Source organism: Pedobacter suwonensis, assembly GCF_044762335.1.
GTDB lineage: Bacteria > Bacteroidota > Bacteroidia > Sphingobacteriales > Sphingobacteriaceae > Pedobacter.
This window is the reverse complement of record NZ_JBIWEB010000004.1, coordinates 338,734-354,505: the sequence shown is the minus strand read 5'-3', so window position 1 is coordinate 354,505 and position 15,772 is coordinate 338,734. Positions and strand designations below refer to the sequence as shown.

Sequence of the window (15,772 nt, the reverse complement as noted above, 5' to 3'; positions counted from 1 at the left end):
ACAACATATTTTAAATAAAAAATCCAATGGCAATACAAGTTGGCGATACCGCCCCAGATTTTAAACTATACAGTTCTGATTTAACCGAAGTTTCGCTTTCTGGTTTTAAAGGCAAAAAAGTAATTATTCACTTTTTTCCGATGGCTTTTACCGGAACATGTACAGAACAGTTATGTACGATGCGTGATAATTTCAGTTATTATGAAGGAATAGATGCCCAGGTAATTGGCATATCAGTTGATTCTCCTTTCTCTTTGGCTAAGTTTAAAGAAGAGCAAAATTATCAGTTTCCATTATTATCTGATTTTAACAAAGAAGTATCTTCAGCTTATGGTGCTTTTTACGATGAGTTTTTCTTCGGATTAAAAGGTGTGTCGAAAAGAGCAGCTTTTGTAATTGATGAAGAAGGAAAAATTGCTTATGCCGAAGTTTTGGAAAATGCAAAGGATTTGCCTGATTTCAAAGCAATTAATGAAGCTTTAAGCGCATAAGGCAAAATCTGCAAAGAATTATTTTAAGATTTTTTTAAAATTTAATTGGAAATTAAAATATCAAATTATACCTTTGCAGTCCGTTAACGATACGGAAATGCATTCGTAGCTCAATTGGATAGAGCATCTCACTACGGATGAGAAGGTTTGGGGTTCGAATCCCTACGAGTGCACGAAAAAGGATATTGCTTTTAGCAGTATCCTTTTTTATTTGATGTGGAAATTATCCTCCATGTGCATTTTACCCATTTCTATTTACCGTAAATAAGTTCTATTTTTACTCATCAATGGACCAGGATTATGCCACATATGGTGATGATAAATTACTTTCGCTGTTAATAGCTCAAGATAATAAGGCTTTTTCAGAAATTTATAGCCGATACTGGCCATTGCTTTATAAACATGCCTTTCGGATGCTCAAAGAAGAGAACGAAAGCGAGGATGTGGTTCAGGAGGTATTTACCAGGTTGTGGCAGAAAGCACCTCAATTGCCATCCGATACTTCAATTGGTGCATATCTGTATGTTTCTACCAGAAATGCAATTTTGAATTTTTTTAGTAAAAACCAGGTGCATCATGCTTATTTAACCGATCTTGGTCAGTTTTTGGATCAGGCACAGGAAATTACCGATCACCTCATCAGAGAACGGATCTTGGCCAAACTGATTGAAGAGGAAATTGAAAAACTTCCTCCCAGAATGCGCGAGGTTTTCGAATTAAAGCGAAAACAAAATCTTTCTTACAAAGAAATTGCAGGTATCATGGATATTTCTGAACTCACTGTAAAAACACAGATGAACAAAGCTATTTCTACGCTGCGAACCAAATTTGGCAATCATTTGCCTTCCTTTTTCACTGCATTATAGCACTTTTCCTAATAAATTAATAAAAAAGTAACTTTTTTTTAATGTTGGATACAACATTGGCCCGAGCTGCCTGTCATTACTATTATACTTCCTATAAAAAACATGAACAAACAAACTATAAGTGGATTTATCAGAGACTATCTGCATAATAAACTTAATGAAAAGCAAAAAGCCCAATTGGAAACATGGTATTTGTTAAAAGCTGAAGAAAATAAATCGGTCGATCCGCCAATAGCATATGAAAAATTGGAAGCGAAAATCTGGAATAAAATTATTGCTGGTGTTTCGCATACAGAGGCAGAATCGCCTAAGGTTGCGAAACTGACCAGGCCATACAAAAGAATTATTTCAATAGGAATCGCTGCAAGTGTATTATTAATAGCGGGCGCAGGTTACCTGATGCTTAAAAATAATAATACCACTCCAGATCGGTTTGTGGTCGCAAAAAAATATGATCTGCCTGCTGGTACTGATAAGGCCATATTAACTTTATCTGATGGTAAGGTGATTGATTTAAATAACAACGCTGTTGGAAAAATTGCTACCGAAGCTGGCATTGAAATTACCAAATCTGCTGATGGAACTTTGGTTTATAAAGCCTTAAAAGCAAAAGGTAAAAACGTTGGATTTAATACCATTACCACGCCTATCGGCGGGCAATACACGGTCATTTTACCTGATGGATCAAAAGTTTGGCTAAATGCAGGGTCGTCTTTAAAATATCCAACAGCTTTTGCTTTAAGCGGAAGAAACGTAACCTTAACCGGAGAGGGATATTTTGAAGTAGCGCATATGGAAGGACCTAAAGGAAGGGTACCATTTTCCGTAACAGTTGTTAAAAACCTAACTCCATCAGAAAAAGTAGAAGTGCTGGGTACGCATTTTAATATCAATGCCTATGCTGATGAGCCATTTATTAATACTACTTTATTGAAGGGAAGCGTAAAGGTTACTTTGAACAATGATCAAGCTACACTGCTTAAACCGGGGCAACTGGCCAAATTAAGTAATGAAGGCATAAAGGTGCAACAGGCAGATACCGAAATGGCGGTTGCCTGGAAAAACGGAGAATTTGTATTTAGGGAAGATTTACGTACTGCGATGAGAAAGGTAGCCCGATGGTATGATGTGGAAATCGTATATGAAGAAACGGCACCAGAAAATTTAATGCTTGGTGGTTGGATGTCGAGAGGCACCAATATTTCAGAAGTACTCAATCATATTCAGTTAACAGGAAAAGTACACTTTAAACTTGAAGGAAGGAGGGTAATCGTTTCCAGATAAAATAAAAACGATTCCAAAAAAAACCAGAAGTGCTTGGCGGCACCCCTGGATAATTTGGTAGTCGACTATAATAATCAACTAATCACGCATCAGGTCTTGATTTCGAAGCCCAGGCCAGATGCACTAAACCAAACAAACAAATGTATAAAAATTTTACTTCACTCGGGTTGCCCAACAGGCAGCTCCGCAAACTGCTACTCGTTATGCGATTGACGGCTGTGATTCTCTTGGCGGCTTTAATGCAATTAAGTGCATCAACCAAGGCACAAAAAGTTTCCATTGTTGAAAAAAATGCGCCTTTGGAACGCGTCCTGAAAGAAATTCGCCGACAAAGTGGATATAACATCATCTATGATCTTAACCTCATTTTAGATGCCAGGCCCGTTTCTATCCAGGTGAATCAGGTTAATGTTTTAGAAGCCGTTCAAAAGTCGTTAAACAACCAGCCACTCACTTTTTCTGTCGACGGTAAAACCATTGTCATTAAGGAACGAAGTATTGCAGATAAACTGGTTGATCTGGTAAAAGACATTGATGTTAAGGTGAGCATCAGAGATTCGTTAGGACGTCCGCTTCCTGGCGCCAACGTATATAATAAAACCATTAACAAAATGTATGTAACTGATAAGGATGGGGATATCCTTATCAAGGATGTTCCTGCCAATGGTTATGTATTACAAATCTCCTATATAGGATATAAAGGGGAAGAAATTTTTGTGGACAGAAAAACTGTTAGCTATTACGTAAAACTAACAGCGGCTTCATCAGCGCTGGAAGAGGTTAGCGTAGTATCTAACGGTTATCAAAAAATCAGTAAAGAACGGGCAGCAGGTGCTTACTCGGTAGTTACGGGTAAAGAGTTGCAGGCCAATCCTGCAGTTAATATCATGGAGCGGTTGGAAGGCCAGGTGGCAGGTGTAAAGTTTGATATTAAAGGAAACAATATACAGATAAGAGGGGTGAACAATTACGCAGGCAATAGCGGCACCCCATTAATTGTGTTAGACGGATTTCCTTTGATGAATTCAAGTGACCGGGCAACACTAACTAATCAGGTCGGTGCAAATACTTTTGGTAATTCTGTCATCAGCAATATCAACATTGCCGATATCGAGCAGATTACCTTTTTAAAAGATGCTTCGGCAACCTCTATCTGGGGTTTCAGAGCAGCAAATGGTGTAATTGTGATTGAAACTAAAAAAGGCAGAAAAATTGCGCCAACCTTAAACGTGGGTTATACATTTGGTATTTCAAAAAACCCTTCAATAAAAGATTTACACTGGATGAACAGTGCGCAGTATGTTGATCTGGAGCAGGAAATGGTTGATAAGGGATTAATAGCTGATCCTGCATCTGCAACACCTGGAAATGAAGTTTACACGCAGAACAACAGTGAAGCTACGGAATGGATGTTCAGGTACAAAAGGGGTACAATCACACTAGCACAGCGTGATGCTGCTTTAGCAGAAATTGGATCAAGAAATGGATCACAACAGATAGAAAAATATTTGTTGCAGAATGCCATTAATCATCAATATAACCTTTCTTATTCAGGCGGATCGGAAAACAGTACCTATTATATTTCAGGAAACTATACAAAAGATACACCAATTTTTAAAAGTAATTATGGAGAGAATGCATTTGTAAACGCAAATACATCAACTGATTTCCTAAACAAAAAAGTAACCTTAAGGGCATTGTTCAACTATCAGTATACAAAATCTCAATATAATCCGGCGGCAGCCAATGCAGTATCTGTGAGTACCACAGCGCTGCGCCCCTATGATCTTTTAATTGATGCAAATGGAAACAGCATTGGAAGAAACATTATTTTTCGCGATGATTTTGCCAATAAACTGGTTGGACAAGGTTATCTGCCATTCACTTATAATACTTTGGATGAATTAAATTATTCCAATTCCATTTCCAGAAACAATGTGATTAGAATAAGTGCTGGGTTAAATGGTAAAATAGCAAAATGGTTAAATGCCGATCTATCTATCTCTAACCAACGTCAGTTTGGAAATACCTACACGCTCGATGAATTGAATAGTTATACAGGCAGGATATTGGTAAATACATTTTCTCCATTGGTTAATGGTAAAGCTTCCAACGGACTTATTTACGGCGGTCGTTACATCACCTATGGAACTTCATCATCAGAAACTACATTAAGGGGGCAATTAAATTCTGATTTTAATATTGGTGGTAAACATCAGTTCAATGCCATTGCAGGTAGTGAAATTAGAGAAACACGATCTGAGGGGACCAACGAAACGAGATACGGATATGATGATGATACACGGTCCATTAAAACTGTGAACCCAACCCAACTCTACCCAACTTTATATGGTTACTCGCAGTCGTTAGGTGCTAACCTAAGTAGCTTGGCTGCTTCACGTAAGAGATACTTGTCTTATTACAGTAATGCGTCTTACAGTTACATGGATAAGTACTTTGTAACCGGTAGTGTACGGTTTGATGATTATACTTTGTTGGGCTTGGATAGAAGTAAAAGGGCTAAACCATTCTGGTCAGTTGGTTTAAGATGGAATGCGAATAAAGAAGCATTTTTAAGAGATTTAAACTGGCTTGATGCATTTAGTGTCCGTGCTACGCTTGGTACCGCTGGTGTCGTTCCTACTTCTGGTACCAATGTGCCGCTACTTAATCTTTCTGGAACAGATTTTAGAACCAACCAGCCTTACGCCAATATTGAAACTCCTGCTAATTCACAATTGGGATGGGAAACTACCAAAATGGCCAATTTAGGTTTTGATTTTGGCTTATTTAAAGGTCGATTAAATGGAAGTTTTGATGTTTATAATAAAAGAACTTATGGCATTTTGTCTCAATTTCCTTTCAACGCTACTTATGGCTGGTCGATCTTGAGTTTCAATAGCGGAACTTTGAGCGGTCATGGCTACGAATTCTCTTTAAACGGAGAAATAATCAGGGCGGGCAGATTTAGCTGGAAATCAATACTTAATGTCGGCTATAATACCAATAAGGTTAACGATTCGCGGTTTATTAATAATGGTAGCACTATTGCTGGTAATGCTGCGGTAATCGAAGGTGTTCCTTTAGGTACACTATATGTTTATCGTTTCGCCGGACTTGATAATAAAGGACAAACTCAAATTTTTGACCGTAACAATAATATTATCAACAATACAACCACGCTTACATCTGCATTTACGAAAGAAGATTTGGTTAATGTAGGTAGGCTGTATGCTCCTTTTAGTACAGGTTTTAACCACAACTTTAAATATGGTCAGTTTGATTTGGGTATAAGATTTACAGGTTATTTCGGGCATGTTTTCCTGAAGAACACCATTACCAATTCTAACTATCCTTCTGCAACAACGTTTGCCTATTCAGGCGTTTTGGGAAGAGCAGGTGATATCGCTGATCGTTGGAGAAATCCTGGTGATGAGGCTATTACCGATGTTCCAGGAATTGCTAATGTAAATTTTAACAGTATCAATCGCTATCGTTTCTCGGATGCCGTGGTTAGGAAAGCAGATAACATCCGTTTACAGCAAATTTCGCTGGCCTATATTGTTCCGCAACGATACCTTCCTCGCAACTTCGTAAAATCAGTATCCGTTTCTGCCAATGTAAGAAATCTGGGAATTGTTTGGAGAGCTAACAAAGATGGTATCGATCCAGAATATATCAACAATGGAAACTTTGGTAGCACCACGCCTACGCCTAGTTATGTCTTTGGAATAAACGCAACACTATAATTAACATGAAAAAGAGATATTCAATTATATTGTTTGCTTTAGCAATTGCTATGGCAGGCTGCAGAAAATATGTGGAGATTGATCAGCTTTCAATCAGAACGCTAAAATATACCTCCGACTATAGAAATACGTTAAACAACAATAATGTTTTAGAAGGTACATTTTCATATCCGATTTTATCGGGTGATGATATTGAAATTACCGATCAGGTACGGCAAAATGCGTTAAGCTCCGCATCTGCTGATATTTTTGCCAATGTGTATACCTGGGCAAGTAAATATACGTCCGATACTCAAAGCGATGGTGATTGGGAAAGGCAGTATAAAACTATCTATGTGTGCAACGAAGTTTTACAAGGTGTGTTGACATCACAAGGTGGTAACGAAACCGAAAAACAAACCATTTATGCTGAAGCACTGGTTCATCGTGCCTATGCCTATTTAATATTGGTAAATATGTACGGCAAGCAGTATAGCAGTGCAACTGCCGCTACTGATTTGGGGGTTCCTCTGCTTACTACGCCTAACCTGTATACTAAATTAAGTAGAGCTCCAGTAGCTGAAGTTTATTCGCAGATTCTTAAAGATTTAAGAACTTCAATAAGTCGTTTACCGGCCATTGCTGATTTTAATGTACGTCCGAGTAAAGCTGCGGCTTACGCGCTATTCTCAAAAACATATTTGAGCATGCGTGATTTTAATAATGCTGCTTTATATGCTGATAGCACCTTAGCCTTGCAAAGTGGTTTGATCGATTTAAAGGCTTATGAAAATACGCCGATGACGCTTCCGGTAAGATTGGTAAATCCCGAGGTTATATTTTCTAAAATTGCGAATGTGGTTATTCCCGCTACCTCATTAAGCAACGATTTGCTTACATCTTTAGGCACAACAGATTTGCGATATAAAATTTATACAGATGTTAGAAGCAGATTTCCTGGTCAGTTTAGCACTGCATTTACAGGGAGGGCTTCATGCAAGTATCTGGTAAATGGTGAATTCGTTATTAACAATGGCCCATCGGTACCTGAAATCATGCTCATCAAAGCAGAATGTTTAGCGAGAGCAGGTCAGACGGCCGACGCCATGACCGTGGTAAATAACCTCAGGATCAAGCGTTTTAATAACGCCAATTATGCGCCTTTAACGGCTTCGTATGCTGCTGATGCCTTAAGGATTGTGGTGGAAGAAAAGAGAAAGGAGTTGTTTGGCACAGGTTTACGCTGGTTTGATCAGAAGAGATTAATGCTTGATGACGCCTTTATCCAAACCAAAACGCGTAATTACAAAGGAACAGATTATACACTTTCCCCAACTTCAAATCGCTATATCTATCCGATAGGTGATAAGTATATTTTATTAAACCCCGAATTGCAACAGAATCCGAGATAATCTGCGGAAAGCTTATGAAAAAAAATCTTTTACTGAATGGTCTGCTACTGCTTTGCCCTTTTTTTGGGCAGCAGTTGGCAGCCCAGACCTTAACCTGGAAACCAGAATTGTTAAGGCAAAATCAACCAGCCACATTTTATTACCAGGCAAAAGGTGGTGACCTTGAATTTAGCGACGAGCCCAAAGCAACACTGGCCTATTTTGATGGCAAACGCTGGGATACTGTGTCGCTTACACTCAAAAAGGATCAAGACCAATGGCAAGCCAATTATACGCTGCCTGCAAATGCTGTTTTCCTTGCTTTAAAATTTTATCAGGGGCCAGTCGAGACACCGGAAGCCAGTGATAATAATCATGGCAAAGGGTATTTTACCAGGGTTGTAGGTAACAACGGAAAAGCACAGACTGGCAGTTATCTGGCAGAAGCTGCATTAAGGGCAAACTTAACCGGCGATTGGAGTTTAAATAGTTTTGTTTCGACCGAAAAAAATACCCAGATCACTGATTCTCTGTTAAAAGAAGAAGAGAAAATCTCCGGTAAATCAATTGGGGCCGGACCAGTGCTTTTCACCTATCTTAATTTAAAACGTTCAACAATGCCTGCTGAAGACTTTAATGCCTTTGCCGATGCAGCAATACAGTCGTCCATCAAAAAGGAAAAATATAGTGAAGCATTTTTAACAGAAGCCCATAATTACTATATCCGCGAAAAACGGGATCAGCAGGCAAAAGAAATAGAAAAACTGATTTTCCAGTACCAGCCAAAAAGCGGAGCAGCAAAATTATTGAGTTTCCGTGCCGCAACTAAAGGAGCTTCAGCAAAAGCTTATCAATTGGCATCTGAAGATTTTCTTAAAAAATATCCTTATGCAGAGTGGAAGAAAAACCCGGATGACAAAGGCTTTTTATATTATGAGATTTACAGGGGGCTGGGCACCAATTATTTCGATGGTAATCAAATAGATCAATTCTTATCCCTGTTTAAGGATATTGATTTTAGAACGGCCAACGAAATTTATCGCTGGAACATTACCCGGAATCAAATGTCCATGTCTGGTAAAGCTGATTATAAATTACTTTACGAATTGAGCAAAAAGATTATTCCTTACCTGTTAGAACGCCAGCATGATCAGTCTTATCTGGCCGACTTTGGCAGGGATGCGGTAAAAGCACAGGAAAACGCCGATAAGCAAATGGACGATCGTTTATTTACTCATGTTGCGTTAGCCATTAACCAAAAAGATTTCGCAGCAGCAAAAAACTTTTTTCAGTACCTATCTAAAGAAGGCACTTATGGTAATGCTGATATGAATGCCATGCATCTTCGTGTATTGAGCGAACTGAAAGATGACCAGGCCATTAAACCCTTGCTTGAAAACAGCGTAGCAGCCAATGCGGTTACGCCTGACATGTTCGCCAAATTAAAGGAATTATATAAAAGCGAACACCAGGGTCAGGAAAAAGGCTATGAGGAATATTTATCATCTCTGTTGCCAAGCGATAAAAAGGCGGAATTGAAAGCCCATGCATTGGCCAATATGGTCAATTATCCGTTAAAGCCTTTCAGCCTGGAAGATGCCAACGGTAAAATGGTAAACTCTAATGATTGGGTAAATAAAATTGTCGTGATTGATTTCTGGGCCACCTGGTGCAGACCTTGTATCGAAGCTTTTCCAGGGATGCAATTACTGGTAGATCAGTATGCAAAAGACCCGCAAGTGGGAGTGTACATGATCGGTACGATGCAAACCGGCGATTACAAAGCCAAATCTGTGAACTATGTAAAAAGTCAGGGCTTTCGTTTCAACCTTTTGCATGATGCGGTTAGTTCAACTGGAGCGCAGGACCAGGTATTCAAAAGCCTGTTACCATTGTTTAAACAGTCTTCCATTCCACGCAAAATCATTGTAAAAAACGGCGTAGTACGCTATAGTTCAGAAGGATATTCCGGTAGCCCGAGTCAGCTACGCGATGAATTATCAACCGCCATTGAGATTTTAAGAGCAGAGAAATAATGATAAGAAAAACGATAATTACAGCCTTTTTTTCCTTTTGGATAGGGCTTTCTGTTCAGGCGCAGATGAATCCGAAGGTTAAGCTACAGGATGCTTTAAAGCTGATCCAGGATAACTATGTAGATCCGGTAAATGATGAACCCGTTGTAGATGCCGCTATCAAGGGCATGTTGGGCAGTCTTGATCCGCATTCCAGCTACATCAGCCGCGAAGAGGTGGAGGCCATGAACGAATCCATGTCGGGAAGTTTTGCCGGCATTGGGATCGGATTCGCGATGCTTTCAGACAGTACGTTTATCATCAGTGTAAATCCAGACGGACCTGCTGCCCGGGTAGGCTTAAAGGTGGGCGATCAGATTGTAAGCGTAGATGGTCAGACAATTCTAGGTAAAAACCTGAAAAACCAGGAAGTGATGCGATTACTGAGGGGAGAAAAAGGAAAAGCCGTTGACCTGGCCATCAGGCGTAAAGGGCAGCCGGAACCTTTAAAGTTCACGGTAATGCGGGAGCAGATCGCCGAATTATCCATTACAGCCAGTTACATGGTTACCAGGCAGATCGGTTATATTGCCCTATCTGTCTTCAGTCAATCTACCCGCCGCGAAATGGATGCCGCCTTAAAAAGCCTGAAGGCTCAGGGCATGACCAAGCTGATCCTGGATTTACAAATGAATGGCGGAGGCATAGTAGATATGGCCATTGGCGTTGCAGATGAATTTCTCCCGCCTGAAAAAACAGTTTTTTATTCGGTTACCAATACAGGCGTAAAGGATTATTACTTAACCGGTGGTTTCGGGCAGTTTATGGATGGCGAACTGGTGGTTTTGGTTGACGAATCGACCGCTTCATCCAGTGAAATCCTGACCGGTGCTTTGCAAGACTGGGATCGGGCCGTTATTGTAGGGCGCAGAACCTTTGGAAAAGGCTTGATGCAGAAAGGATTGCCATTGAGCGATGGTTCGGTAATCAGGTTAACCGCCGCGCGCTATTATACCCCCTCAGGCCGATCTATCCAGAAGCCTTACACCAAAGGCAAGGCAGATTATTTTGAAGATTTTAACAGGAGAATGGCCTCGGGTGAGTTGAAAGAAGCAGGGCATTATCATTTTCCCGATTCGCTTAAATACACTACACTTAATCATAAAAGAATGGTGTATGGCGGCGGGGGGATCATGCCCGATCAGTTTGTTCCGATAGATACGGCATTATATAGTACCTGGCTGAATCAAATTATGAATAGTGGTTTAGTAAATAAAGTAGCCTTTGAACTGGTGCAGCAGAACCGTAATGAGCTCACAGCTACCTATCCCAATTTTGAGGCTTTCGATCAGGGCTTCAAAGTGAAAGAAACCATGGTGGATGGGATTTTTGATGACGCAGCAAAACTCGGTGTCAAAATGCCTGCAAAAACAGCGCCTGTTGCACGAAAAACCATCAATATAGAACTTAAAGCCGCCATAGCAGATATGTTGTACGTAGGTAAAGGTTATGCCCTGCGCATTCGTAACGAATCCAGTACCGCCTTTGATACTGCCTTATCTATCCTTAATTCTAAAGCCACATACAACAAATTATTGGATGGAAGTACCAATAGTAAATCATCTCCAAATCAAAAGAAAAAAAACTAATATGAAGACATTAATCATTGGTGCCTTAGCTGCACTTTGTTCCCTGAGTGCAACCGCACAAAAAGGATATACCATTAAAGGCCAGATCGGTAAACTGGGCAAGCCTGCAAAAGCTTTTTTATTGACAAACAGAGAAGGTAAACAGGTACTGGATTCTGTACCTCTGGTAAACGGAAGTTTTACTTTTAAAGGGCATGTAGACGCCCCTATGGAAGCTACCCTACGTTTGAAACATGACGATGCGGTAGAAATTCCGGGTAAACGTATTAAAATAGATGGTTTGAGTCTGATCCTTGATAATGAGGATATTACCATCACTGGTAAAGATTCTTTAAAAACCGCCGTGATGAAAGGCTCAACCCAAACAGAAGAGAGTCGCCGTGTAGATGATCTGCTTCGTCCGCTTTACGATAAAATGCAAGCCCTGAATAAGGAATACCAGGATATGCCTGAAGCTAAAAAGCAGGATAAGGCGGCTATCATGGATCTGGAAAAACGTGCACAGGAAGTAGAAAAGGAAATTGTGGATGCGAAGATCAATTATGTAAAAAAGAACCCTGACAATTTTATGTCGCTGATGGCTTTAAACTCCACTTTAGCTCCGGGCTTCGACGCGGTGGAAATGGAAAAAGTATACCTGACCATCAATCCGAAGTTAAGGGATTCGTATTTCGGTAAAGAGGTTGGCCTGCGCATCGCTACTTTCAAAAAAACACAGGAGGGCGTAGAGGCCCAGGATTTTGCCCAGCCTGATGTTGACGGAAAAATGGTTAAACTTTCTGATTACCGCGGAAAATATGTTTTGGTCGATTTCTGGGCTTCATGGTGTGCGCCATGCCGTAGAGAGAACCCAAACCTGGTTAAGGTTTACGAGCAATATAAATCAAAAGGATTTGAAATTTTAGGTGTTTCGCTTGATAAAGCAGCTGATAAAGCGAAATGGATTAAAGCGATAGCAGACGATAAACTGACCTGGAAACAGGTGGGTGATTTAAAAGGATGGGAAAATGAGGCTGCGGCTAGATATGAGGTTAAAGCTATTCCTATGAATTTTTTAATCGATCCAAGCGGAAAAATTATCGCCAAAGAACTTAGAGGCCAAGCCCTGGAAGCAAAAATCAAAGAAATATTTGACGGACGCACCAAGTAAAAATCTTATAGTTAATGATGATTATGCAGGTTGACGGATGTCGCCTGCATTTTTTTTATTATTAGTAGTGAAGTCGTCATCCAGTAGCTATTGGATTGAGTTGTGAATGATTCGTTTTTTTAACGTCATTGCGAACTGAAGAAGAGGGGGGGCAATAGAGTGAAGCAATCTTTCCTGCGAGCTGATAACTGATAATAGCAAGAGATTGCTTGTTTGTACTTAATCATCTTGATCTTAACTTAAGTTTTTGATTATCAGTTTATATTTTTCGGATGAAATTCCATTCTTTTTCAGCGAAAAGCCCTGATGGTACTCGTTATTGACGGTGCTAGGCAAGGTTTATTTCAATTAAATACTAAAGTCACTTATATTGATTTTTACAGCATAAATTATTTCTCAGGATTAGCAATTTTATACACATTGATGCAACCCCGGCGGCTCTTTTGCAAAACCTTGGTATCTTCTTCAGATCGGTATCGACCAAATTCAAGTTATTGATATCGATATAAAATACAAATCAAATCCATAGGGATAGTATAGTAGCTATCAATGCTGTCGTCATAATTACGCTTCCTAATTTTAAAAATGTCCAGGCACTTACGTCCTGCCCCTCTCGTCTTAAAGCCACCAGCCATAATATAGTGGCCAGTGAACCGGTTATGGAGAGGTTGGGACCAAGGTCTACACCAATTAATACTGCACTTTTAACCAGATCGGGCGCATGGGCATTTTGCAATACACTACCTGCTATCAGTCCGGCAGGTAAATTATTCATTAAATTGCAGGCTATCGCAGTTACCGTACCACTAAGCCATACGGCTGCTGTTTCAGATTGTGCTATAGCATCATTTAACAAGCCGCTTAGCTGTTGCGTCATCCCGGTTTTATTTAATGCTTCAACCACTACAAATAAGCCTGCCACCAAGGGAAGCACTGTCCATGATATTCCTTTAATCACATTAACGGGATTTTTTCTCGCGCGGGTCAATACAATGGCGCTGGTGATGATACCCGTAATCAATGTGGGCAACCCCAGTTCCATGTTCATGGCAGAAGCAGCTAATAAAACAGTTGCAGTTACACATATTCCAATCAAAGCTGTTTTACCGCCCGGGCTTAGTTCTGGCAAGTTGATCTCTGTTCTGATTTTTTGTTTAAAACACTCACGCTGTGAGAACCGGAGCACAAAATAAGTAACAGTAATGGCACATATTGAAGGGATCAGATACAAACTCAGCCAATGCATTAGGGATGGCATATTCGTACCATAGATTACCAGATTTGCCGGATTTGAAATAGGCAGCACAAAAGAAGCTGCATTGGCAATGAATGCGCAGATCAATAAATAGGGCAAAGGTTTTTCTACCTTAGCTGCTTTAACTGCCGCTGCCACAGCTGGTGTTAATACAACAGCTGTGGCATCATTGGAAAGGAATGTGGTTACCATCACACCAACCAGATAGACGAGTAAAAATAATCGTCCCGAAGATCCCTTAGCCCTTATAGTGGCATGGGCGGCGAGCCAGTCAAACAGTTTTTCCTCTCTTGCAGTTTCGGCCAGCAACATCATTCCGGTTAGGAATAAATACACATCCAAACCTTTCGCTATTCCGGAAAAGGCATCTGAAAAGGTAATCAGTTGGAATAATAATAACAGCGCGGCCCCAAAAACTGCATATACAGCTTCCGTAACTTTAAAAGGCCTGATGATTACACCCGCTATGGCAAGGAAAGAAATAATCCAGATGAGTATGTTATCCATATTTTATCGCGCTAAGATATTGCTTTTCAGTTATGTTCAACTTGGCTGTTTCGCTATACATTTTTTGATTACCTCCCAGTGTTAGCAGGCATCCTTAATTGTTTTTGCAAAGATGGTCCACAACAGGATGGAACCAATGGCAAATGCACCAAGAATCATAAAAGCACTGCTGTAACCCATTCCCTGTGCTATCCAGCCCCCGATTGCGGGGCTAAGTGATGCTCCCAGGCCCTGTACCGTCATCACAGCGCCCTGGCCGATATTTACCCTTCCCGTACCATTCAGGATATGGGCAACCAAGCCGGGAACAGCAACACTTTGCAGGCCAGCCCCAACGCCATCTAAAATTTGTACAGGATAAATTCCTATGTGACTGTGCATATACGCAGCAAATAAACCACGTATAGGCAGCGATAAGAAAGAGATAAACAATACTAACCAGTAGCCACTTTTATCAGCCATTTTCATGGCTAACAGTGAGGTGCCGATCATTACCAATTGTGCAATGATAATCGTCATGGCTACAAACATGGAAGCATTACCATTTCCACTGGATGCTGCAGCAAGACCGTAAAGCGGTAACATGGCACCATTGCCCAAATGAAAAAAGGCCAGCGCGCCCGCCAGTACCAATAATGACTTACATTTAAACAATACTTCGAATCCACTTGCTTTTTCATCTTTATCTCCCTCTTTCATCCCTCTTGCCACGTCATCATCAATGGAATTAGCCGGAATCAATAATACTGAAATGATAGACAGTATCCCAAAAAAAGCTGCCAGAATAAATATAGCCGTGATGCCAAATTTGTAGCCCAGGTAACCTGAAAGTGCAGAACCTACCACATTGCCTGCATGGTTGAAGGCCTGGTTATAACCATTTTGCTTGTTAAATCCTTTTTGTTTTACTATACCAAGCGTAATGCCGATGATGGCCGGGCCAATGGCCGACCCGGCAATAGCTGTTGCCACCTGCGAAATGCTCACCAGCCAGAACTCCTGGGTGAATAAGATTATTCCTGAAGCCAGTATGGTGAAAACCGCCGATATAACCACATAAAACCTTTTTCTTTTAGTGGCATCGATTAATGCACCTGCCGGAATAGTCATGATCATTCCGGCTACACCACCAATGGTCATCACTGAACCGATCAGCCCGCTTTTCCAGCCATGTGCCAAAAGGAAGATGCCTAGAAATGGTCCGACACCGGCCTGGAGGTCGGCCATGAAAAAATTAAGAGATTGTAAGGGCCAGATAATCCGCTTATCTGTTACGCCTAAAGCTGCTTGTTTGCTCATACAGGTCTCCTAACACCAAGTGCGATATTTTGTTTAAACACTTAATAGGAATATTTTTGGTTATTTGTTTGTAAATCAGATGATTGAATTGGTTTTTTGCTTAAATTAATTTTTCTTCATACTAATAAGCAATAATA

Annotated in this window: 10 protein-coding genes and 1 tRNA gene; 9 read left to right on the top strand and 2 right to left on the bottom strand. The window is 40.4% G+C overall.

Annotated elements, in window-relative coordinates:
* Window positions 1-26: 26 nt before the first annotated feature.
* The 9 genes from ACIQXP_RS09180 (at window position 27) to ACIQXP_RS09140 (ending at window position 12,574) form a co-directional block, all read left to right on the top strand.
* Window positions 27-491, top strand: a complete 465-nt coding sequence (locus tag ACIQXP_RS09180; RefSeq protein WP_293743597.1) for a redoxin domain-containing protein — start codon at window positions 27-29, stop codon at window positions 489-491.
* A gap of 99 nt (window positions 492-590) precedes the next feature.
* A tRNA-Arg gene (locus ACIQXP_RS09175) sits at window positions 591-664 on the top strand.
* Window positions 665-778: 114 nt separating this feature from the next.
* On the top strand, window positions 779-1,357 hold the full coding sequence (locus tag ACIQXP_RS09170) for an RNA polymerase sigma factor (RefSeq protein ID WP_293744111.1): 579 nt from the start codon (window positions 779-781) through the stop codon (window positions 1,355-1,357).
* A gap of 102 nt (window positions 1,358-1,459) precedes the next feature.
* Window positions 1,460-2,641 carry a FecR family protein gene (locus ACIQXP_RS09165; RefSeq protein ID WP_293744113.1) on the top strand — a complete coding sequence of 394 codons (1,182 nt, stop codon included), beginning with the start codon at window positions 1,460-1,462 and terminating at the stop codon, window positions 2,639-2,641.
* A 140-nt stretch (window positions 2,642-2,781) separates the two neighbouring features.
* The gene (locus ACIQXP_RS09160; protein WP_293744116.1) at window positions 2,782-6,390 is read left to right on the top strand and encodes a SusC/RagA family TonB-linked outer membrane protein; all 3,609 of its coding nucleotides are present in this window, start codon (window positions 2,782-2,784) and stop codon (window positions 6,388-6,390) included.
* A gap of 5 nt (window positions 6,391-6,395) precedes the next feature.
* Window positions 6,396-7,781: a RagB/SusD family nutrient uptake outer membrane protein gene (locus ACIQXP_RS09155; protein WP_387505291.1), complete on the top strand. Its 1,386-nt coding sequence runs from the start codon at window positions 6,396-6,398 to the stop codon at window positions 7,779-7,781.
* Window positions 7,782-7,795: 14 nt separating this feature from the next.
* Complete coding sequence (locus ACIQXP_RS09150; protein ID WP_387505290.1) at window positions 7,796-9,796, top strand: TlpA family protein disulfide reductase; 2,001 nt, start codon at window positions 7,796-7,798, stop codon at window positions 9,794-9,796.
* Entirely contained in the window at window positions 9,796-11,424 is a 1,629-nt protein-coding gene (locus ACIQXP_RS09145) for a S41 family peptidase (RefSeq protein ID WP_387505289.1), read from the top strand. Before ACIQXP_RS09150 ends, ACIQXP_RS09145 begins: the two co-directional genes overlap by 1 nt.
* A 1-nt stretch (window position 11,425) precedes the next feature.
* Window positions 11,426-12,574: a redoxin domain-containing protein gene (locus ACIQXP_RS09140; protein ID WP_387505288.1), complete on the top strand. Its 1,149-nt coding sequence runs from the start codon at window positions 11,426-11,428 to the stop codon at window positions 12,572-12,574.
* A 517-nt stretch (window positions 12,575-13,091) separates the two neighbouring features.
* On the opposite strand, the gene ACIQXP_RS09135 is transcribed toward ACIQXP_RS09140, so the two are convergent.
* Together ACIQXP_RS09135 and ACIQXP_RS09130 are read right to left on the bottom strand one after the other, a co-directional pair.
* Window positions 13,092-14,336, bottom strand: a complete 1,245-nt coding sequence (locus ACIQXP_RS09135; protein WP_387505287.1) for an arsenic transporter — start codon at window positions 14,334-14,336, stop codon at window positions 13,092-13,094.
* An 81-nt stretch (window positions 14,337-14,417) separates the two neighbouring features.
* Window positions 14,418-15,635, bottom strand: coding sequence for an MFS transporter (locus ACIQXP_RS09130; RefSeq protein WP_293744127.1), 1,218 nt, complete (start codon window positions 15,633-15,635; stop codon window positions 14,418-14,420).
* Between the last annotated feature and the right edge of the window lie 137 nt (window positions 15,636-15,772).